This window comes from Halovalidus salilacus, assembly GCF_031852275.1.
GTDB lineage: Archaea > Halobacteriota > Halobacteria > Halobacteriales > Natrialbaceae > Halovalidus > Halovalidus salilacus.
On sequence record NZ_CP134700.1, the window covers coordinates 1,039,978 to 1,058,113 of the forward strand.

General features: G+C 68.2%; 18 protein-coding genes and 1 pseudogene. 8 read left to right on the top strand and 11 right to left on the bottom strand.

What is annotated here, in order from left to right; translation table 11 throughout:
• Positions 1–110: 110 nt before the first annotated feature.
• Genes cheA through RJT68_RS05080 form a run of 3 tightly spaced genes read right to left on the bottom strand, consistent with a single transcriptional unit; the run spans position 111 to position 3,291 of the window.
• Positions 111–2,123, bottom strand: coding sequence for a chemotaxis protein CheA (cheA, locus tag RJT68_RS05070; RefSeq protein WP_407039288.1), 2,013 nt, complete (start codon positions 2,121–2,123; stop codon positions 111–113).
• Entirely contained in the window at positions 2,111–3,163 is a 1,053-nt protein-coding gene (cheB, locus tag RJT68_RS05075) for a chemotaxis-specific protein-glutamate methyltransferase CheB (protein ID WP_407039289.1), read from the bottom strand. The genes cheA and cheB overlap by 13 nt, the downstream gene beginning before the upstream one ends.
• Positions 3,163–3,291: a hypothetical protein gene (locus tag RJT68_RS05080; protein WP_407039290.1), complete on the bottom strand. Its 129-nt coding sequence runs from the start codon at positions 3,289–3,291 to the stop codon at positions 3,163–3,165. Before RJT68_RS05080 ends, cheB begins: the two co-directional genes overlap by 1 nt.
• 190 nt (positions 3,292–3,481) lie before the next feature.
• Between RJT68_RS05080 and RJT68_RS05085 the strand changes: the two genes are divergently transcribed.
• From RJT68_RS05085 to RJT68_RS05115, 7 genes and pseudogenes are all read left to right on the top strand, one after another.
• Positions 3,482–4,270, top strand: coding sequence for a ParA family protein (locus RJT68_RS05085; protein WP_407039291.1), 789 nt, complete (start codon positions 3,482–3,484; stop codon positions 4,268–4,270).
• Positions 4,267–5,448 carry a chemotaxis protein CheW gene (locus RJT68_RS05090; RefSeq protein WP_407039292.1) on the top strand — a complete coding sequence of 394 codons (1,182 nt, stop codon included), beginning with the start codon at positions 4,267–4,269 and terminating at the stop codon, positions 5,446–5,448. The genes RJT68_RS05085 and RJT68_RS05090 overlap by 4 nt, the downstream gene beginning before the upstream one ends.
• 409 nt (positions 5,449–5,857) lie before the next feature.
• A pseudogene (locus RJT68_RS05095) lies at positions 5,858–6,742 on the top strand (methyl-accepting chemotaxis protein); the annotation flags it as partial.
• Between the two features lie 78 nt (positions 6,743–6,820).
• Positions 6,821–7,276: a chemotaxis protein CheW gene (locus RJT68_RS05100; protein WP_407039293.1), complete on the top strand. Its 456-nt coding sequence runs from the start codon at positions 6,821–6,823 to the stop codon at positions 7,274–7,276.
• 197 nt (positions 7,277–7,473) lie between these two features.
• Positions 7,474–9,108, top strand: a complete 1,635-nt coding sequence (locus tag RJT68_RS05105) for a globin-coupled sensor protein (RefSeq protein ID WP_407039294.1) — start codon at positions 7,474–7,476, stop codon at positions 9,106–9,108.
• A gap of 167 nt (positions 9,109–9,275) precedes the next feature.
• Complete coding sequence (locus tag RJT68_RS05110; RefSeq protein ID WP_407039295.1) at positions 9,276–10,250, top strand: D-2-hydroxyacid dehydrogenase; 975 nt, start codon at positions 9,276–9,278, stop codon at positions 10,248–10,250.
• 171 nt (positions 10,251–10,421) lie between these two features.
• Positions 10,422–10,859 (top strand): universal stress protein, encoded by a 438-nt coding sequence (locus RJT68_RS05115; protein WP_407039296.1) that lies wholly within the window; start codon positions 10,422–10,424, stop codon positions 10,857–10,859.
• A gap of 195 nt (positions 10,860–11,054) precedes the next feature.
• Here RJT68_RS05115 and asd read toward each other — a convergent pair whose 3' ends face one another.
• Positions 11,055–12,089, bottom strand: a complete 1,035-nt coding sequence (gene asd, locus RJT68_RS05120) for an aspartate-semialdehyde dehydrogenase (protein WP_407039297.1) — start codon at positions 12,087–12,089, stop codon at positions 11,055–11,057.
• A 223-nt stretch (positions 12,090–12,312) separates the two neighbouring features.
• On the opposite strand from asd, the gene RJT68_RS05125 reads away from it, so the two are divergent.
• Positions 12,313–12,558: a hypothetical protein gene (locus tag RJT68_RS05125; RefSeq protein WP_407039298.1), complete on the top strand. Its 246-nt coding sequence runs from the start codon at positions 12,313–12,315 to the stop codon at positions 12,556–12,558.
• A 233-nt stretch (positions 12,559–12,791) separates the two neighbouring features.
• Here the strand turns inward: RJT68_RS05125 and RJT68_RS05130 are convergent, their stop codons facing one another.
• The 7 genes from RJT68_RS05130 to RJT68_RS05160 all read right to left on the bottom strand — a co-directional run bounded on the left by RJT68_RS05130 (position 12,792) and on the right by RJT68_RS05160 (position 18,131).
• Entirely contained in the window at positions 12,792–12,983 is a 192-nt protein-coding gene (locus RJT68_RS05130) for a 30S ribosomal protein S17e (protein ID WP_254767894.1), read from the bottom strand.
• Between the two features lie 139 nt (positions 12,984–13,122).
• Complete coding sequence (locus RJT68_RS05135) at positions 13,123–14,106, bottom strand: hypothetical protein (protein WP_407039299.1); 984 nt, start codon at positions 14,104–14,106, stop codon at positions 13,123–13,125.
• A gap of 100 nt (positions 14,107–14,206) precedes the next feature.
• A complete protein-coding gene (locus RJT68_RS05140) occupies positions 14,207–14,833 on the bottom strand; it encodes a DUF447 domain-containing protein (RefSeq protein WP_407039300.1) in 627 nt (208 codons plus the stop codon).
• A 2-nt stretch (positions 14,834–14,835) separates the two neighbouring features.
• A complete protein-coding gene (locus tag RJT68_RS05145; protein ID WP_407039301.1) occupies positions 14,836–15,687 on the bottom strand; it encodes a triphosphoribosyl-dephospho-CoA synthase in 852 nt (283 codons plus the stop codon).
• Positions 15,688–15,979: 292 nt separating this feature from the next.
• Entirely contained in the window at positions 15,980–16,726 is a 747-nt protein-coding gene (locus tag RJT68_RS05150; RefSeq protein ID WP_407039302.1) for a tRNA-dihydrouridine synthase, read from the bottom strand.
• Positions 16,727–16,732: 6 nt separating this feature from the next.
• Positions 16,733–17,725, bottom strand: a complete 993-nt coding sequence (gene cofD, locus RJT68_RS05155) for a 2-phospho-L-lactate transferase (protein WP_407039303.1) — start codon at positions 17,723–17,725, stop codon at positions 16,733–16,735.
• A 241-nt stretch (positions 17,726–17,966) separates the two neighbouring features.
• A complete protein-coding gene (locus tag RJT68_RS05160; protein ID WP_407039304.1) occupies positions 17,967–18,131 on the bottom strand; it encodes a hypothetical protein in 165 nt (54 codons plus the stop codon).
• Positions 18,132–18,136: the final 5 nt, after the last annotated feature.

Below are 18,136 nucleotides of genomic sequence, written 5' to 3' on the forward strand. Positions count from 1 at the left end.
GGTGGTCTGGGTGAACATACGTGCCTGCTGTGTTTTCGGTCGCGAGTCGGGGTCCGATTTCGTCGGGTCGATCGCCGCGGACGCGCCGGCGGCGAGGTCGACGGCCATCGCTAGAGCGTCTCGACGTCGAGGATCATCACTACCTCACCCTCGCCGAGGACCGAGGCACCGCTGATGCCGGGGGCGCCGCTCAGGATGCCCTCGAACGGTTTGATCACAACCTCCTCCTGGCCGACGACGTCGTCACAGCGGATGCAGATCTGTCGAACGTCCTCCTTGATCCGCACGACCATGTCGTCGTCGGACGCCGTCGTCCCCGGCACGTCGAGGCTCTCTCCCAGCGACACGAGGGGGTAGACCCGGTCGTCGTGTCTGACGACCTCCTGTCCCTCGACGGTCTGGTCGTTGACGTCCTCGAAGGCGGAGATCTCGTCGATGTTCTTGATCGGGACGCCGTACATCTCCCCTTCGACCGTGACGAACAGCACCCGCACGATCGCGACGCTCACCGGCAGGGTCAGCGTGACGCTCGTTCCCTCGTCGGGCGCGCTCTCGACGTTGATCGAGCCGTCGACGCCGCGGACGACCTGGTTGACCACGTCCATCCCGACGCCGCGACCGCTGACCTCCGTCACCTCGTCGCGCGTGGAGAACCCGGGGTGGAAGATGAGGTCGTACACCTCGGAGTCGTCGAGGAGGTTGATCTCCTCCTGGGTGTGGATGCCCTTCTCGACCGCCTTCTCCTCGATCGCCTCGAGGTCGAGCCCCCGGCCGTCGTCCTCGACGGTGACCGAGACGTGATCGCGCTCGCGGTCGCCCGTCAGCGTGATCGTCCCCTCGCGGGGCTTGCCCTTCTCGACGCGCTCGGCGGGCGGTTCGATCCCGTGGTCGACGGCGTTCCGGATGATGTGCATCAGCGGATCGCTCAACTCGTTGAGGATCGAGCGGTCCATCTCGATGTCGACGCCCTCCATCCGGAAGTCGATCTCCTTCTCCTGGCGCCGGGCCAGGTCGCGGACGACCCGCGGGAAGTTGCCGACGATCTTCTGCAGCGGCACCAGCCGGATCTCGAGGACCGTATCCTGGAGGCTCTCGGTGATCTTGCCGTGTTCCTCGAGCTCCTCCTCGGCCTCGACGAGGTCGCTGCCCTCGATGATCTTGCGGAGCTTGATCCGGCTCGTGACCATCTCCTCGACCTGGTTGTACAGCTGGTCGATCTGCTCGACGTCGACCCTGATCGATTCGACCTCCTTCGACCGGTGGACGCCGCCGAGTCCGTCGCCGTCGTCGTCGGATCGCGTCGACGCGAGCCGTTCCGTGACGTCCTCGATCGAACAGTCGTCGACGTACCGATTGTCCCGGTAAAAGGCTTCGACCTCGTCCCGGCCCTCGCCGTCGACGAGGACGTAGCCGTCGAACTCGCCGTCGAAGACGCCGTCCTCGTCGGCGTCGGCGTCTTCGATCGCGTCCCGTTCGGGGACGGTGTGGATCAGGTCGTGCTCGTCGCTCATCGCGTCGAGGACGAACATCGCGTCGACGCGCGCCGACGCCGAGTCGCCGAGACCGATCGTGACCCGGTAGACGTTCGCGTCCTCCTCGAGGTCGATCTCCTCGTCTACGGTCTCGGCGAGCGTCGCGTACGGGACGGACCGATCGCTCGAGAGCGAACGTGCGCCGCCGTCCGAATCGCCGTCGTCGGTGCCCTCGTCGCCGGTCGCGGCTCCGACGGCGGGCGATTCCCCGGCATCGATCGACCGCCGAATCGCGTCGATCGTCGCCGACGGATCCGTCCGGGTCTCGCCGGTTTCGGCGATCTCCCCGACCATCACCTCGAGGTGGTCGACGCCCTCGAAGATGAGGTCCATCCGGTCGGCCGTGACCGCGAGCGAGCCGTCGCGGATACGGTCGAGGAGGTCCTCCATCGCGTGGGCGAGGTCGCCCGCGCGGCTGAAGCCCATCACGCCGAAGTTCCCCTTCAGGTTGTGGGCGACCCGGAACACCGTCTCGATCGCCTCGGAGCTCGCCGGGTCCCGCTCGAGGTCGAGCAGGGCGTTGTTCAACTCGAGGAGGTCCTCCTCGCTCTCGTGGACGAACGTGTTCATCGCGTCGCTCACGCGGACCACCCCCGGAATGCGTTGGTGATCCCCTCGGCGATCCGCTCTTCGGGGAGGATCATGTCCACGTCGCCGGTCTCGATCGCCCGCTGGGGCATCCCGAAGATTCGGGAGGTCTCCTCGTCCTGGGCGATCGTCTTGCCGCCGGCGGCTTTGATCGACGAGAGCCCCTCGGCGCCGTCGGCGCCCATGCCCGTCATCACGACGCCGACGAGGTTGCCGGTGACCCGCTCGGCGGCGGCTTCCATCGTCACGTCGATGGCGGGCCGGACGTTGTGCCGCTTCGGACCGCCGTCGAGTTCGACTCGGACGGTCCCCCGCGGAAAGCCGACGACGTCCAGGTGGTAGCCGCCTTTCGCGATCACGGCGTCGCCCGGACCGACGCGGTCCCCGTCGGTCGCTTCTCGTACGTTGTACTCGCTCGCCTCGTCGAGCCGCTGTGCGAACCGGCTCGTGTAATGATCTGTCATGTGTTGTACCACCAGAATTCGAAGTCCAGCCTCGCTGGGAAGTTCCCGCAGGACGCGCTCGACGACCTGTGGTCCGCCGGTCGAGGCGCCGATGATCAGCGTGGGGTCGTTCGGAAACGAGCCCGAGGCGTCGACGTCGGACGCCGCCGCGTCGGTCGGGCCGGCGGCCCGGCGCAGTCGATCCTCGTCGATTCGGGCGATCGTTTCGAGCTGTTCGATGATCTCCTGATCCTTGCTCCAGATGTCGATCGACACCTCGCCGCTCGGTTTCGTGACGTAATCGATGGCGCCGAGCTCCAGCGCTTCGAACGTGACGTCCGCGCCCCGTTCGGTCTGTGAGCTGACGACGAGGACCGGGAGCGGTCGCTCGTCCATCACGCGCTCGATCAGCTCGAGCCCGCCCATCTTCGGCATGTTGATGTCGACCGTCGCGACGTCGGGATCGTGTTCCTCGATCGCCTCGAGCGCCTCGTAGCCGTTGCTGGCCCGGGCGACCACGTCGATGCCGCCCGACTCGAGGATCTGCGAGAGGATCTCCCGCATCACGCTCGAGTCGTCGACGACGAGGGCTCGAACCATCAGGAGCCGCCGGTGACCGGCGTGCGGTCGGTCGCGCGTTCGGTCGACTCCTCGTCGACGTCGAGTTCCCTCGGGAGGGGTCCTCGGGCCGCGTCGGAATTGTCGACGATGAGTACGGTAGCTGCCATGGCGGCGGATACCCACGAAATACGTATAAAGAATGTGGCCAACGACACGGTCTATTTAGCTGTTGTGGGCGACGTCCCCCCTCGAGCCGCGTCGGCGCGTTCCTCGTGGTGATCGGGTGAGAGGTCCGGCGGTTCGCCGATCCGATTGGCCGTTTGTCTTATGTGGGGTGGCTCGGAACTCGTAGTCGATATGGCGGACCAAGCGCGGCTGTGCGTCACGAACCAGAAGGGTGGCGTCGGGAAGACGACCGTCGCGATCAACCTGGCGGGCGCGCTGAACGATCGCGGGCGGGAGGTGCTGTTCGTGGACCTCGATCCGCAGGGGAACGCGACCGAGGGCCTCGGCTTCGTCGACGCCTACGACGAGGACCCACCCACGATCCTCGACGCGCTCCTCGATCCCGAGGGGGTCGCCGTCGAGGAGCTGATCCGCGACCACCCGGAGATGGACGTGCTGCCCAGCAGCATCGACATGACCGCAGCCGAGGCGACGCTCCTCCAGGAACCCGACGGTGAGGCGAAACTCGCGACGCTGCTCGATTCGGCGGCGTCGTCCTACGACTACGTCGTCGTCGACTGCCCGCCACAGCTCGGGATGCTCACCGACAACGCGCTGTACGCCGCGCGAAACCTCGTCGTCCCGGCGCTCGCCGAATCGACCAGCAAGCGGGCCCTCGAGTTGCTGTACGACTACGTCGCCGCGCTCGAGGACGAACACGGCGTTCGAATCGACACGCGAGCGCTCGTGATCAACCGCATCGAGACGACCGGCGAGGCCCGCTCGATGGTCGAGTGGTTCGAAGACGCCATGGAGGACGTGCCGACGGCGAAGGTCAGAAAGCGTGTCGCGCTCCAACGAGCGTTCTCCGCCCGCCGCTCGATCTTCGCCGTCGACGAGGACGTGGACATGCGCGAGGAGTTCGCGGAGCTTGCAACGATGATCGACGAAGAATTCTCCAGAACGGAAGTGATTGCGTGACCGACGACAGAGCGGATCGAATCAGGCGAATCCGCAACCGGGCCAAGACGGGCCGGGACGCGGACGACGCCGACGATTCGACGGACGAACCGGAAGAGACCGAATCCGCGGCGGGCGAGGGTGCGACCGAGGAGTCGACCGATCCGGACGCGACGGCTCCCGAATCGGACGACGGTGACTCCGGCGCGGACGGCGCGGAGGCCGACGGAACGGACGTCGGCAGTGCGGGCGGCGCGGACGCCGACGACGCAGCTGCTGGCGGCCCAGATACTAACGGCGCAGACTCGGACGATTCGTCCGACGTGTCGTCCGCGGCCGAACCGGACGATACCGATCCCGGCGAGACGGGGCCGAGCGAGGGCGAGACGGCCCCCGCCTCGGAGGCACCCGCGGACGGGCGCGAACTCTCGTATCGAGAGGGGGACGTCGAGGAGCACCCTCAGGGTCCTCGAGCGTCCTCGCAGGCCCAGCAGCAACCCCGGGCGTCAGAGCCGGCGAGCGCGCAGGGCGGCACCCCCGAGGGAGGGGACGCGACCGCCTCGAGCGGTCAGTACGGCGGCTCGGTCGGGACGGTCGGGATCGCGAACCAGTACGGTTCCGAGCCGACCGTCGACGCGACGGTAGATACGGACGGATTCTACGACGCCGACGAGGGGTTCACCGGCGGAGCCGGCGACGACGCCGTCTTCGTCGAGAGCGACACCCTCGTGGCCGCGGCTCACCACGACGAGGAGACCGTCCAGGTGCTCGAGTTCTTCCTCGGGGAGGACCGGTACGCCATCGAGATCGAGCGAATCAGCGCGATCGTCGAGATGAAAGAGATCACGCGGTTCCCGCGGGGGCCCGGCGCGATCGACGGCGTCACCGACCTCCGCGGGGAGATCACGGCGATCCTCGACCCGACGGCGCTGCTCGACATCGAGCGCGTGCCGCCGGCCGACGACCAGTACATCGTCGTGCTCAAGCGCTCGGAGGACAAGCAGAAACTCGGCGTCCGGGTCAGCGACGTCTCCCAGGCCGTGACCCACCACGACGACCAGATCGAGGAGACGGCGGCGGTCGCAAACGCCGACATCGACCACGAGTTCGTCAGCAACATCATCAAAAAGCCCGCCGACGAGGGCGCGGAACTCGTCGCGTGGCTCGACATGGACGAGCTGATCGAGGCTATCGGCTGACCCCCGATCGGATCGAATTAGATCGGATCGGAGAGACGCGAAACGGTTCCGGTCGAGCGCGAGGGGATCGATTTTCCAACCGGATTGGACCGTCGTTACGATCGCGCGCAGCCCGCTGAAACGGATACAGTTCGATCGGAGAGCCCAGTCTCCCGACTCGAGTTGCCCGGTCGATCGGGACGGCCGACAGCCTTTTCACCAGCCGCTTGCCCCAAAACCGGTCGACTCAGCTACACGTAAGCTGCGGGCCAATAACTATATGCGCCGATCGTCTGATGGTATCATCAGAATGGCGATAGATGGCGATTACGAACCCGACGCCGAGGATACGGGCGGCGGTCGGGGGTCCGGGCCACCCGACGCCGAGGAACGGATCGCGGCGCTCGAGGCGGAGAACCGGCGCCTCTGCGACCGGCTCGAGCGACAGGAGGCGATCGCGCGAACCGTCACCGACTCGCTCGAGGACCTCCGACGGCGCTCCGTGGCGGTCGTCGAGCGGTCCGAGGAGATCGACGACGTCGCCGACGAACAGACGTCGTCGATGTCCGAGGTCGCGGGCGAAATCTCGAACATCTCGGCGACGGTCGAGGAGATTGCCTCGCAGGCCGAGGAGGTCAGCGCGACCAGCGAGCACGCCGAGGAGATCGCCTCCACCACCGCCGAAACGGCTCAGGAGGCGATCACGAAGATGGTGAGCGTCGAGGACGCCGCGACGGAGGTCTCCGACGACGTCGAAACCCTCCGGGAGGGCGTCCAGCGCATCGACGAGATCGTCGAGGTGATCAACACGATCGCCGACCAGACCAACCTGCTCGCGCTCAACGCTTCGATCGAAGCGGCGACGGCGGGCGAGGCGGGGGACGGTTTCGCGGTCGTCGCCAACGAGGTGAAGTCGCTCGCCGAGGAGTCCCAGCAGGAGGCCAAGAACATCGAGTCGATGGTCGCCCAGATCCAGGCGGACACCGAGACGACCGTCGAGAGCCTCGAGGAGGCGAACGAGGAGATCGCCGACGGGGTCGACCTCGTCGAAGAGACCGTCGACAGCCTCGGCCGCATCCAGGAGGCGGTGGGCGAGACCGCCGAGGGGATCACGCAGGTGGCGTCGGCGACCGACGACCAGGCGGCGAGCACCGAGGAGGTCGCGAGCATGATCGACACCGCCGGGGAACAGGCCCGGGCGGTCTCCGAGGACGCCGACGCGATCGTCGACGCGAGCGAGCGACAGGCGGCGGCGATCGACGAACTCTCGGCGGAGTTCGAACGCCTCGAGGAACTGGCCGACACCGACGAGTGAGTGCGAGCTACCCACCGACGACGGACGAACCAACCACCGACGACGACGGACGAACCAACCGACACGAGCGCGAACGCGATGTCACGACTAGCACCAAACCCGACGACGGACGAATCGAACGACCGACCCCAGGAGACCCACGTACTCGAGTTCGATCTGGGCGAGGAACGCTTCTGCGTCGAGATCGGCTACATCGCCGAGATCGTCAACACGAAGCGCCTCCGAACGATCCCGAACACGCCCCCGCACATCGAGGGCGTCATGGACCTGCGCGGCGAGACGACCAAGATCGTCAACCTCAAGACGATCTTCGACATCGACGGCGAGTTCGGCGACCGAATCATCGTCTTCAAGCGCAAGCGCGGTTCGAACGAGCGGATCGGCTGGCTCGCCGACGAGGTCCACCAGGTGCGAGAGATCAGGACCGACGCTGTCGATCAGTCGGTCGCCGGCGAGGGGATCACGGGGATCGTCCGCCGGGAGGACGACGACGAGTTCGTCGTCTGGATCGATCCGACCAGCGTCACCGTCTGAGCGGACCGAGCCGCCGCGACCGTCGGTCCGGCGGATCGAACCCGATTCTCGTGCAGCCGCACCGATTCGAGCGGCGACGCCTCGGGTGATGCGCACGCGGTGTTTTCGAACATCCGGGAAAGGACGTGTCTGCGGTACGGCTTTTTTCGTGCGGGTGGCCATCAGACATATACTGTGAGGTGACCCTGTTGCTTCTAATGGCTCGGCACGCACGGAGCGACGCGGCGGGGGTATCGGACGGGGAACGACGGTCGGTCAACGGACGGCAGTTGACGGAGGAGATCGGGCTCGACGGGGAGGAGATCGCCTGGCGCAAGGAGTTCACCGGCTTCGACGCCCGCGACGCCGCCCGCCTCGAGTCGATGGCGCCGCTGTTCGAGGAGATCGCCGACGACCTCGTGGGCGCGTTCTACGATCACCTCCGAGCGGACGGAGCGTCGGCCGCCTACCTCGAGCGGTCGCCGCAGACGATCGAGATGCTGGAGGCGAATCAGCGCCGCTATCTGCTGGCGCTCGGTCGCGGCGAGTACGACCGTACGTACTTCGACCGTCGGGCGCGCGTCGGAAAAGTTCACGACGTGATCAATCTCGGGCCGAAGTTCTACCTCGGGGCCTACGCGATCTACTACGAGGGGATCCTCGAGGCCGTCGAGGCGGACGTCGTCCGCCGACTCGAGCAGCGCTCGTTCGTCGCGGGTGACGGGGACGAGGCGGACGACGAGGCTGGGACGAACGCAACCGACGAAGCTGGAACGAATGCAACCGCCGAAGTTGGGACGAACGCAACCAACGACGCGGGTGACGATGCGAACGGGGGAGCGCGAGTCGTCTCCCTCGAGGACGCGACGGAGCTCGTGGGCTCCGCAACCGACGACGTCCTCTCCGCGTTGCGGCTGTTGAACCTCGATCAGCAGATCGCGATGGAGACGTACATCCACTCCTACGCCGACGTCGAGGACGAACTCGAGCGCCAGCGCACGGTCGCGGCGAACGTCGAGCGCGAACTCGAGACCCTCCGGGAGCGCTCCGCGGAGGTCCTCGAGCGCGCGGCGGCGATCGACGAGGCCGCCGACGAACAGACGTCGTCGATGTCCGAGGTCGCGGGCGAAATCTCGAACATCTCGGCGACGGTCGAGGAGATCGCCTCGCAGGCCGAGGAGGTCAGCGCGACCAGCGAGCGCGCCGAGGAGATCGCCTCCTCGACGACCACCACCGCCCAGGAGGCGATCACGAAGATGGTGAGCGTCGAAAACGCCGCGACGGAGGTCTCCGACGACGTCGAGACCCTCCGGGAGGGCGTCCAGCGCATCGACGAGATCGTCGAGGTGATCAACACGATCGCCGACCAGACTAACCTGCTCGCGCTCAACGCCTCCATCGAAGCGGCGACGGCGGGCGAGGCGGGGGACGGTTTCGCGGTCGTCGCCAACGAGGTGAAGTCGCTCGCCGAGGAGTCCCAGCAGGAGGCCAAGAACATCGAGTCGATGGTCGCCCAGATCCAGGCGGACACCGAAACGACCGTCGAGAGCCTCGAGGAGGCGAACGAGGAGATCGCCGACGGGGTCGACCTCGTCGAGGAGACCGTCGACAGCCTCGGCCGCATCGAGGAATCGGTCGGCGAAGCCGCCGAGGGGATCACGCAGGTGGCGTCGGCGACCGACGACCAGGCGGCGAGCACCGAGGAGGTCGCGGGCATGGTCGACAGCACGCGGGATCGGGCCGTCGACGTCTCGTCGGCGGTCGAGGCGGTCGTCGACGCGAGCAACGAGCAGGACGCGGTCGTCGAGGAGATCGGAGCCGAGGTGGACCGATTGACCGCGGACGACGACTGACGCGGTCGTCGAGGAGATCGGAGCCGAGGTGGACCGATTGACCGCGGACGACGACTGACGCGGCGGTTCGCCGGTCACTTCGAAGCGCGGCCCGCAGCAGACGGCCCTCCGGCCGAGCGCGTGCCGTACCGGTACCATTCTTGAAGCTCCCGCTCGACAGCGGGCGTATGGTCGACGATTTCGACGTTCTGGTGTTCGGTCGCGGAACTCACGGCGTCCCGATGGACGAGTACGTCGCGGCGCTCGAGGCGCGCGTCCCGGAGGGGGTCGCAGTTCGACGCGCGCGAACGCCCGCCGAGGCGCGCGAGTTGATCCCGACGGCGACGGTCGCCACCGGCGTGACGATCGACGAGGAGACCCTCGAGGCGGCCGACGAACTGGAACTGTTCGCCTGCGCGTACGCCGGCACCGGCCACCTGCCGATGGACGCGCTCGCCGAACGCGGCGTCGCGGTCACGAACGCCTCGGGCGTCCACGGGCCGAACATCGGCGAGCACGTCCTCGGTGCGATCCTGGCGTTCACCCGACGGTTCCACGTCGGCGCCCGCAGACAGCGCCGGCGAGAGTGGCGCCACTACCGGGCTCACGAGCTACAGGGGTCGACCGTCACCGTGGTCGGCCTGGGGGCCATCGGCACGTCGGTCTGCGAGCGCCTCGAGCCCTTCGGCGTCGAGACGATCGGCGTCAGGTACACGCCGGAGAAGGGCGGCCCGACGGACGAGGTGGTCGGACTCGACGACGAGGCGGCGTTCCAGGACGCGCTCGCCCGGAGCGATTACCTCGTCCTCGCCTGTCCGCTGACCGACGAGACGCGGGGCCTGATCGACGGCGACGCGCTGCACACCCTCGATCCGAACGCCGTGCTCGTCAACGTCGCCCGCGGCCCGGTGGTCGACACCGACGCCCTCGTGGAGGCGCTCCAGCGCAACTCGATCCGCGGGGCCTCGCTCGACGTGACCGACCCCGAGCCGCTCCCGCCGGATCACCCGCTGTGGACGTTCGAAAACGTCCAACTGACCCCGCACAACGCGGGCCACACGCCGAAGTACTACGATCGACTGGCCGACGTCGTCGCCGAGAACGTCGAGCGGGTCCGCGAGACGGGGTCGTTCGACGACCTCGAGAACCAGGTTCTCCCGTAACCGAGCGCGCCGCCCGCTCCCGTGCCGGGAACGACGGCCCGGATTTAAGCGCCCCGTCGCCTAACGTTCCCTCGACATGGAACGCGACGCGACGGACGGCCGACGCCGACCGATCGGAATCGACGACGCCACGGGCCACGGAGCGACCGCCGCGAACGGAGGTGGCGCCGCGTGGCGCTGACGTTCGGCGGTCGGGTGCTTGTCCCGGCGGCCGACCCCGACGACGGCGAGCGCACCGCGCGAGCGCTCGCCCCTCGACTCGAGCCGACGAGCACCGCCATCGTCGTTCACGTGGTTAAACGGGGAGAGGGAGGACCCGACTCCGTCCCGCTCGAGGGCCGCCAGGAGTACGCGGAGGAGATCTTCGATCGGGCGCGAGCGGTGCTCTCCGACGCGGAGGGAACCGTCGAGACGGAGGTTCTCTACGGCGCCGACGTGGTGGAAACGGTCTTCGACGGCGCGACGGAGCGTGACGTCGACGCCGTCGTATTCACGCCCCGCGAGGGGAACCGGCTCGCGGAGGTGCTCACCGGCGACGTGGCGCGACGGATGGTGAAGGAGGCGTCTGTGCCGGTCGTCGCGTTACCCCCGCGAGTGGGCCAGGAGTGACCGGCGACCGGGGACGGTAACGGCGGCCTCGCCGGTCGTCCGATCTGCGTCTCCCGTCCGGGCGCTCCCGCCGAGTCGAGGCAGGGCTCGAGGGAGTCGGAACACGATATCGAACCGGCGGTTGGTACGCAGAATCGAACGGGGATCGCAACGCGGAAACGGACGGCGGAAAACCGGACGAAGGCGCGTACCCGGTTAGAGGTAGCCGTTCTCGACCAGCAGTTCGCCGTTCAGGACGCTCGCGCCGGCTGCGCCCCGGATGGTGTTGTGCGAGAGGCAGTTGTACTGCAGGCCGAACGTCGACTCGCGGAACCCGCCGGCGGAGACCGCCATCCCGTCGCCGAGCGTGCGGTCGAGGCGGGGCTGGGGTCGGTCCGGTTCGTCGAAGACGTGGATGAGCGGGTCGGGCGAGGAACGCAGGTCGAGCGAGGGGTACTCGCGCATGGCTTCCGCCGCCGCGTCGGGCGTCAGCTCCTCTTCCGCCTCGACCCAGACGTTCTCGAGGTGGCCGTCGAGGGTCGCGATCCGGTTGCACGAGGCGGCGACCGCCATCTCGTGGTGGTCGACTTCCGCGCCGTCGAACGCCCCGAGCAGCTTCCTGGATTCGGTCTCGAGTTTGTCCTCCTCGCTGCCGATGTGCGGGATGGCGTTGTCGATGATCTCCATCGAAGTGACGCCGTCGTAGCCCGCGCCCGAGACCGCCTGCAGGGTCGCGACGTGAACCTTCTCGAGGCCGAACTGCGTCAGGGCGGCGAGCGTCGGGACGAACGTGATCGTCGAGCAGTTGGGGTTCTTCACGAGCGCGCCGTCCCAGCCGCGCTCGTCGCGCTGGACCTCGAGCAGGTCGAGGTGGTCGGCGTTGACCTCCGGGATGACGAGGGGGACGTCGTCGGCCATCCGCGAGTTCGAGGAGTTCGACGAGACGACGTACCCCTCCTCGCAGAAGGGCGGTTCGACGCGCGCGCCGACGCTCGAGGGCAGCGAGGAGAAGAGGAGGTCGACGTCGTTCGGCACCTCGTCGGGGTCGGTCGCGGTGACGGTGATGTCGGCGACGTCCTCCGGGATGGGGGAGTCGACGCGCCACTTCGCGGCCTCGCGGTACGATTTACCGGCGCTCGACTCGCTCGCGGTCAGCGCGGCGATCTCGAAGTCCGGGTGCGGGTCAAGCAGTTGAATCAGTCGTTGTCCGACGGCGCCGGTCGCGCCGAGGACGCCTACTCGTACAGCCATTTTGCGGCAATGGGTCGTGGGTCCGCAAAACGGTTTGGATTTCGACCGAGAGACCGTGTCACACGCGACCCTCGAAGCGCGATCAGGGCGACGGGATCGATCGCTAAGCGCGACGGACTCACTGCGCAGGCCGGCATAGAAGGGATTAAGAAACCGCGCGAAAATTCGTTCGATAGATGCAGACCGATCGACCGACTCACACCGACGAGACGAGGTGGGACAGATGACCAGTTCGACCGCGACCTCGAGCGACACGGGCCTGTTCGACAGCACGTTCAGCACCGCCGCGGTGGTCGTCGCGATCCTGAGCCTCGTGGTCGGGCTCGTCGCCGGCTGGAACGGGTACAACGAGGTGCCGTTTCCGATCATCGGCTACGAACTCGACGTCGTGACCGGTGCGGTCGCCCTCACCTTCGCCGCCGGCATCAGCGTCCTCGCGCTCTTCGTCGCGGCCTACATGGAACCCTGAGAGCCGCTCGAAAGCCGAGCGCGCTCGAGCGCTCGCACTCGTACCGATCGCCGACCGTCTCGAGGACGGTCGCCATCGAACGCTTCTCTCACCGGACGCGGTGGCCGAGACGCCGTCGTCGATTCGTCGCTCATCGCCCGACGGGGACGGGTGACGATCGGTCCGTTCGAACCAGCGCCCGGCGGTCGGCCGCTCCGCTCGTCGATCGGCGAGACGAACTCGAGAATTCCAGTTCAGGCGGGGACTTCCGCGCCCTTCTTTCGCGTGACGTAGCCCGCGATTCGGTTGCGGACGCCCTTCGACTCGATGTTGGTCAGCTTCTCGACGCTGTCTTTGTTCTGCTCGAAGTCGGTCGTGAACGCGTCCGGGTACCGCTCCAGGAGGAGGTTCCCGGTCTTCTTGACGTAGGCCGGTTTGATTGCCATACAGGCGAGTATCGTCCAGAGGCTCTTAATAGGCTCCCTTTCGCCTCGCCGCGGCTCGGCCGAGACTGCGGTGGGATACGCCGGGCGGCCGATACGCCATCGGCGTCGCTCGAGTCGACGTCGAACCGTGGACGAGTTTTCAGGAGACCGTGCGCGGATCGGCCGCTTGCGCGTGCGCATCGTCGGCGGTCACGGGTTCCTCGGACTCGGCCTTTCCGGCCAGTTCACGGAAGGACTCCGACTTCCCGGCGATCCAGTCGGCCGTCTCGGAGTCCGGCGTATCGTCGCGCGATTCGACCAGGAACGTCGTGATCACCACGGTCTTCACCCACGGCTTGAGAACGCCGCTGTAGATCGTGAGGACGGTCCCCGCGACGACGACCCAGCCGACGACCTCGAACGCCGGCGACAGGTCGGCCAGAACCGAGGCGATCGGGGCCAGCGCCGTGAGCAGGACGAATGCCGTCGCGTACATGCCGATCACGATCAGCATCGTCGAGCCGAGTACCGGTTTCCAGTTCTTCCCGTAGAGGACGACGCCGTCTTTGGCCGCCTTCCACGGGTTTTGTTCGTCGCTCGTGAACATGTAGGCCACGATCGCCTCGTCGACGTAGTTCGCCGCGAGGCCGAGCGCTCGAGCGACCACCCGGACGAACGTGCGGAGCGTCGGCACGACGGCGACGAGGCTCCCCAGCGAAACCACGGCGTTCGTCAGTTGCTTGACGATCGCCTTCACTAGCTGGTCGACGCCGAACAGAACGGTGGTCTCCACGACGCGTTCTGCGACTCGATCCTTCCCGAACCGAATCTGGTTCGAGGGCACCTCGCCGGTGTCGACGACGTGGGCGATCACCGCAATGTGCGCCGCTTTGACCGCGTAGAGCACGTACCTGCTGAACATCCGCCACGCAGCGATGAAGATCGCGACCGCGAGGACCACTCCGCCCAACGCGATCAGTTCCGAAATCGATCCCGACTCGAGTAACGTGTATCCGAGCCACCCGACGGATCCGAAGTAGACCGTGGCGAACGCCCCCAGCAGGAGGCCGATACCGATTCGGAGCGCGACGAACGGGAGTGTCTTCACGAAGACGTCCGTCGCCGTTCTGAAGTGCAAACCCATACCGGGCGTTGGCCCCGTCCTCGTATTTAAAGTCGTAACGAGGTGTGACAACCCGCGGGTCGTCAGTCGTCGGTATCGGCGCGCTCACCGACGACGCCGTTCACCAGCCCGAGTATTCCCGAATCCGCTCGAGCGCCTCGCGTTCCCGGGGGTCGCCAGCCCGATCGACGACCGAGGCGAAGTACTCGAGACGCTCCCTCAGGACGGCCTCGTCGTACTCGGGGACGCCGAGGCGAGAGGCGGCGACGGTGGCCTCGACGACGGCGGCGAAGCCGCGGTCGATCGTCGGGACGGTTTCCTCGACCACCGTCGACTCGACGGGCGTCAGCGCCCACTCCTCCCAGTCGGTCTCGCCGCTGGTTCCGCGGTCGATCCGTTCGACGGTCACGCGGACCCACGCGTTCGCCGAGTCGAGGACGGGGTCCTCGAGTTCGTGGATCGAGAGCGCCGCCTCGACGAAGTCGACGGGGTCGCGCGTGAACTGGACGTAGCCCTCCCCGCGCCGGTGGAGGTTGCGACGGGTGCGGGTGTTGCCCCAGGTACGGGCGGTGATCCGCCCCTCGGCCTCGCCGTCCCCGCCATCGCCGCCGTCCCCGTCTCTCGTTTCCGGAGCGAACAGACCGAGCGCCGCGGCGTTCCAGCGGTCGTTCGGTCCGAGCGTCGTCACGACGGACTCGGTGACGCCGGCGAGTTCGACCGGCCACTCGCCGGATCGATCCCCGGGCACGGTCACACCTCTACCGCCCCGCGCTCGAGGGCGACGAACAGCCCCGCGGCGACGAGATCCGCGGTCGTGCCCGGATTCACGCCCCGGGAGACGAGGTCGTCGGCGAACGCCTCGACGCGCTCGGGCGCCGTCTCGAGGGCGTTCGCCTCGTACAGTTCGCGTGCCCGGGCGGTCGCGTCGGCCGCGACGGACTCGCCGCTGCGCTTTACGACGAGCGTGTCGGGTCGCTCCGCGAGCAGTGAGAGGAAGGTCGCGGCGGCCCGGTCCGGTACCGGCCCGGGGGCCTCGGCGATGCGCTCGGCGGCGGCGAACGATCGCTCGAAGCCGGTGGTCCACTCGCGGGCGACGTCGTCGGCCGGCGCACTGCGCTCCATCACGTCGAGCAGCGTCAGTCCGCGCTCCTCGAGGGCCGGAACGGCCTCCGCACCGCGTCGAACGTCGAGGGGCTCGAGGCCCTCGGGCGGGTCGTCGACGAAGACGTCGACGTGCTCGAACGCCCGGTAGAAGGCGGCCGCGTCGGCGACGGTCGTCTCCTCGACGACCGCTTCGACGTGCGGCTGCGAGAGGTCGTCACGCGCGGCGCGCACGAGCGGGACGAGCAGGAGGAGCGCGCCGAACTGGGTGTTGCCGCCGCCCTGGGCGGCCATGCCCGCGACGGCGCGTTCGAACGCCGGGCCGACGGCCGCGCCCTCCGCCGCCAGTTCGAGGCCGTCGCGGGCGCCGACCGCGCCCGCGAGGAAGTGTTCGAACCGGAGATCAGCGAGGTCGCGCCGTCGGTCGACGTTCCCCGGCTTCGGAGTGCCGGCGACCTCGAGGAGGAGCGCGAGTTGTGCGTTCTGGTCGGGCGTCCGCATGGCTGTACCAGAGGCTGGGTCGTCCGGGCGCTTATACTGTCGGACTCGGCCCGACGTTCTCACTCGAGGGCTGGAAGAGAGGGTTCGACGCGGGGGGCGCGTCGAGGATGATGATGTGGTGTTCCCCCGTGGTATTCCGTAGCGGCTTCCGGGGCATATGCCTGCCTCCAACGTGCGTTGGTACGACGGTCGTCGGGTGGCCGGGCCGGTCGTCGAGCCGTCGGAGGCCGTCCCCGATCGCCAGCGACGGGTCGTCTGTGGCAGGCTATCCCCGGTCGCCACCGACGGGCCGTCAGTGATCGGCCGTCGGCGCGAGGTGACGGTCGACCGCCGCGCGGACCCGCCCGAGGACCGCCGGGTTGTCGCTGGGTCGGCCGACGCTGACCGCGTCGGCGCCGTACTCGACGTACTCCCGGACCGTCTCGTCGTCGCGCACGCCGTTGTTGGCGATCAGGAACAGGTCGGCCGCGTCGGCGATCTCCTCGATCACGAACTCGGAATCCATCGCGTCGACGTGGACGTACGACGCGCCGGCGTCCTCGAGGCCGCGCGCGAGCGACGGGAGGTCGACGCCGGGGACCTCCGCGCGCACCTTGACGCCGACGGTCGCGCCGGTCCCGACTGCGGTCTCGACGTACCGCTCGAGGCGGTCGGCGTCGCGAAGCAGCGTCTCGCCGCAGCCGACGGCGCACAGTTCCGCCTGTCGGCAGTGGGCGTTGATCTCGAGGAACGCGTCCCGGTCGCGACAAACCGCTGCGACGGCCGCGATCGGTTCCGGAGTCGCGCTACGAACGTTGAATCCGGCCTGGATCGGGACGTTCTCGAGGGCGGCGAGTTGGCGGTCGACGAACGCGAGCGGATCCTCGGGAAGGAACTCGGTACGGTCGCGTTCGACCATCTTCCGGGCGGCGTCCCTGGCGTCTTCGTCGAGCGCGATGCCGCCGAGAACTGCCGCTCCCGCGTAGTCGGCCCCCGCGCGGGCCCACTCCGCGTCCGATTGCCCGCTCAGACTCGAGAGCGCGAGGCGGGGGTGGAACATCGTCGGTTAGCTCACGATCGAGACCGCCTCGTCGACCGCCTGAATGACGCGAGCGGCGTCCTCCCTGGTGTCGATCGCGATGTCGGTCGTGATCGTCGGGCGGTCGAACTCGGCGCCGTCCCCGTCGTCGATGATGAACGCGTCCGCGAACGGGTAGGCCGTCGCGAGCCCGCTCGTCGACGGTTCGGCGCCGACGGCCCGCATGAGGCGTCCGGCGGGTCCCGAGAAGACGTCGTCCCCGACGAACGGGGAGACGGCGACGACCGTCGTCTCCTGGAGCGCCTTCACGACCCCCGGCAGCGCCAGCATCGGTCCGATGCTCGTCACCGGATTCGACGGCCCGATGACGACCGTGTCCGAGAGCGCCTCGAGGACGCCCGGCGCGGGTTCGGCCTTCGACGAGCCGCGGAATTCGACGTTCTCGACGGTCGGTTCGCCCCGGCGGGCGACCCAGTACTCCTGAAAGTGCATCATCCCCTCGTCGGTGTGGACGAGGCTGGCGACGGGATCGTCGCTCATCGGCAGGAGGTCGATCGAGACGTCGAAGCCGTCGGCGAGGATCGACGTCACCTCGCTCAGGGAGTGGCCCTGGTCGAGGAGGCTCGTGCGCGTGATGTGGACCGCCCGATCCCAGTCGCCGATCGTCATGAACTCGCCGACGCCCGAGAAGCGGCGCCACTCGGCGATCTCTCGGCCCGCCGTCTGGCGCTCCTCCGGCAGGTACTGCGGCCCCGTCGGCAGGTCGGCCGCCGAGGCGATGTCCGCGAGCGCCGCGTTCGTCCGGTGGGTGTCGTCCCGGATCCCCCACCACGTCTCCCGGTCGAGGATTCCCCCTCCCTGAAAGAGTAACGTGTCGACGTCCGGCGAGACGAACAGCCCGCCGAGTTCGACGTCGTCGCCCGTGTTGGCGACGACCGTGGTCTCCTCCGGCGAGTACGCGGCGCCCGCGCCGTCCAACATCTTCGGCGTCCCGGTGCCCCCGGAGAGGAAGGTAACCATACCCCCAACTCTCGAGCGAGGCTACTTAATCACTTCCGGCCGGATCGGCGACGATCCGTGGTTTCGGGCGGTCGTCGTTCGACCCTCGATGCGAGGAGACCCCCGTCCGTCCCTCGAGTCGGGCCCGTTCCGGGACGCCGGCCGACGGGGAACTCGAGACCGCACCGATCGGTGACGACGGGCGTTCGGCGACGAACCCGTCGATCGAGCGCGGAGTCGGCCGTCGCGTCCTCGTCCGCGGTCAGTCGGTCGTCGCGTCCTCGTCGGCGCTCAGCCTGCCGCGGAGGCGCTCGGGGTAGCCGCTCTCGCCGATGCCGAGGCCGGCGACGAACGAGAGCACGCTCGGGACGAGGATCCGGACGAGATCGGGGTGTTCCGCTCCGGTGTGAAGTACTGCGTCTAGCATCGATC

Excerpts from the sequence above, each read along its gene's own strand:
- cheB (WP_407039289.1), bottom strand. The coding sequence starts at position 3,163 with ATGGTTCGAGCCCTCGTCGTCGACGACTCGAGCGTGATGCGGGAGATC.
- RJT68_RS05080 (WP_407039290.1), bottom strand. The coding sequence starts at position 3,291 with ATGGCAGCTACCGTACTCATCGTCGACAATTCCGACGCGGCCCGAGGA.
- RJT68_RS05085 (WP_407039291.1), top strand. The coding sequence starts at position 3,482 with ATGGCGGACCAAGCGCGGCTGTGCGTCACGAACCAGAAGGGTGGCGTC.
- RJT68_RS05100 (WP_407039293.1), top strand. The coding sequence starts at position 6,821 with ATGTCACGACTAGCACCAAACCCGACGACGGACGAATCGAACGACCGA.
- RJT68_RS05105 (WP_407039294.1), top strand. The coding sequence starts at position 7,474 with ATGGCTCGGCACGCACGGAGCGACGCGGCGGGGGTATCGGACGGGGAA.
- RJT68_RS05110 (WP_407039295.1), top strand. The coding sequence starts at position 9,276 with ATGGTCGACGATTTCGACGTTCTGGTGTTCGGTCGCGGAACTCACGGC.
- asd (WP_407039297.1), bottom strand. The coding sequence starts at position 12,089 with ATGGCTGTACGAGTAGGCGTCCTCGGCGCGACCGGCGCCGTCGGACAA.
- RJT68_RS05125 (WP_407039298.1), top strand. The coding sequence starts at position 12,313 with ATGACCAGTTCGACCGCGACCTCGAGCGACACGGGCCTGTTCGACAGC.
- RJT68_RS05130 (WP_254767894.1), bottom strand. The coding sequence starts at position 12,983 with ATGGCAATCAAACCGGCCTACGTCAAGAAGACCGGGAACCTCCTCCTG.
- RJT68_RS05135 (WP_407039299.1), bottom strand. The coding sequence starts at position 14,106 with ATGGGTTTGCACTTCAGAACGGCGACGGACGTCTTCGTGAAGACACTC.
- RJT68_RS05145 (WP_407039301.1), bottom strand. The coding sequence starts at position 15,687 with ATGCGGACGCCCGACCAGAACGCACAACTCGCGCTCCTCCTCGAGGTC.
- RJT68_RS05150 (WP_407039302.1), bottom strand. The coding sequence starts at position 16,726 with ATGTTCCACCCCCGCCTCGCGCTCTCGAGTCTGAGCGGGCAATCGGAC.
- cofD (WP_407039303.1), bottom strand. The coding sequence starts at position 17,725 with ATGGTTACCTTCCTCTCCGGGGGCACCGGGACGCCGAAGATGTTGGAC.
- RJT68_RS05160 (WP_407039304.1), bottom strand. The coding sequence starts at position 18,131 with ATGCTAGACGCAGTACTTCACACCGGAGCGGAACACCCCGATCTCGTC.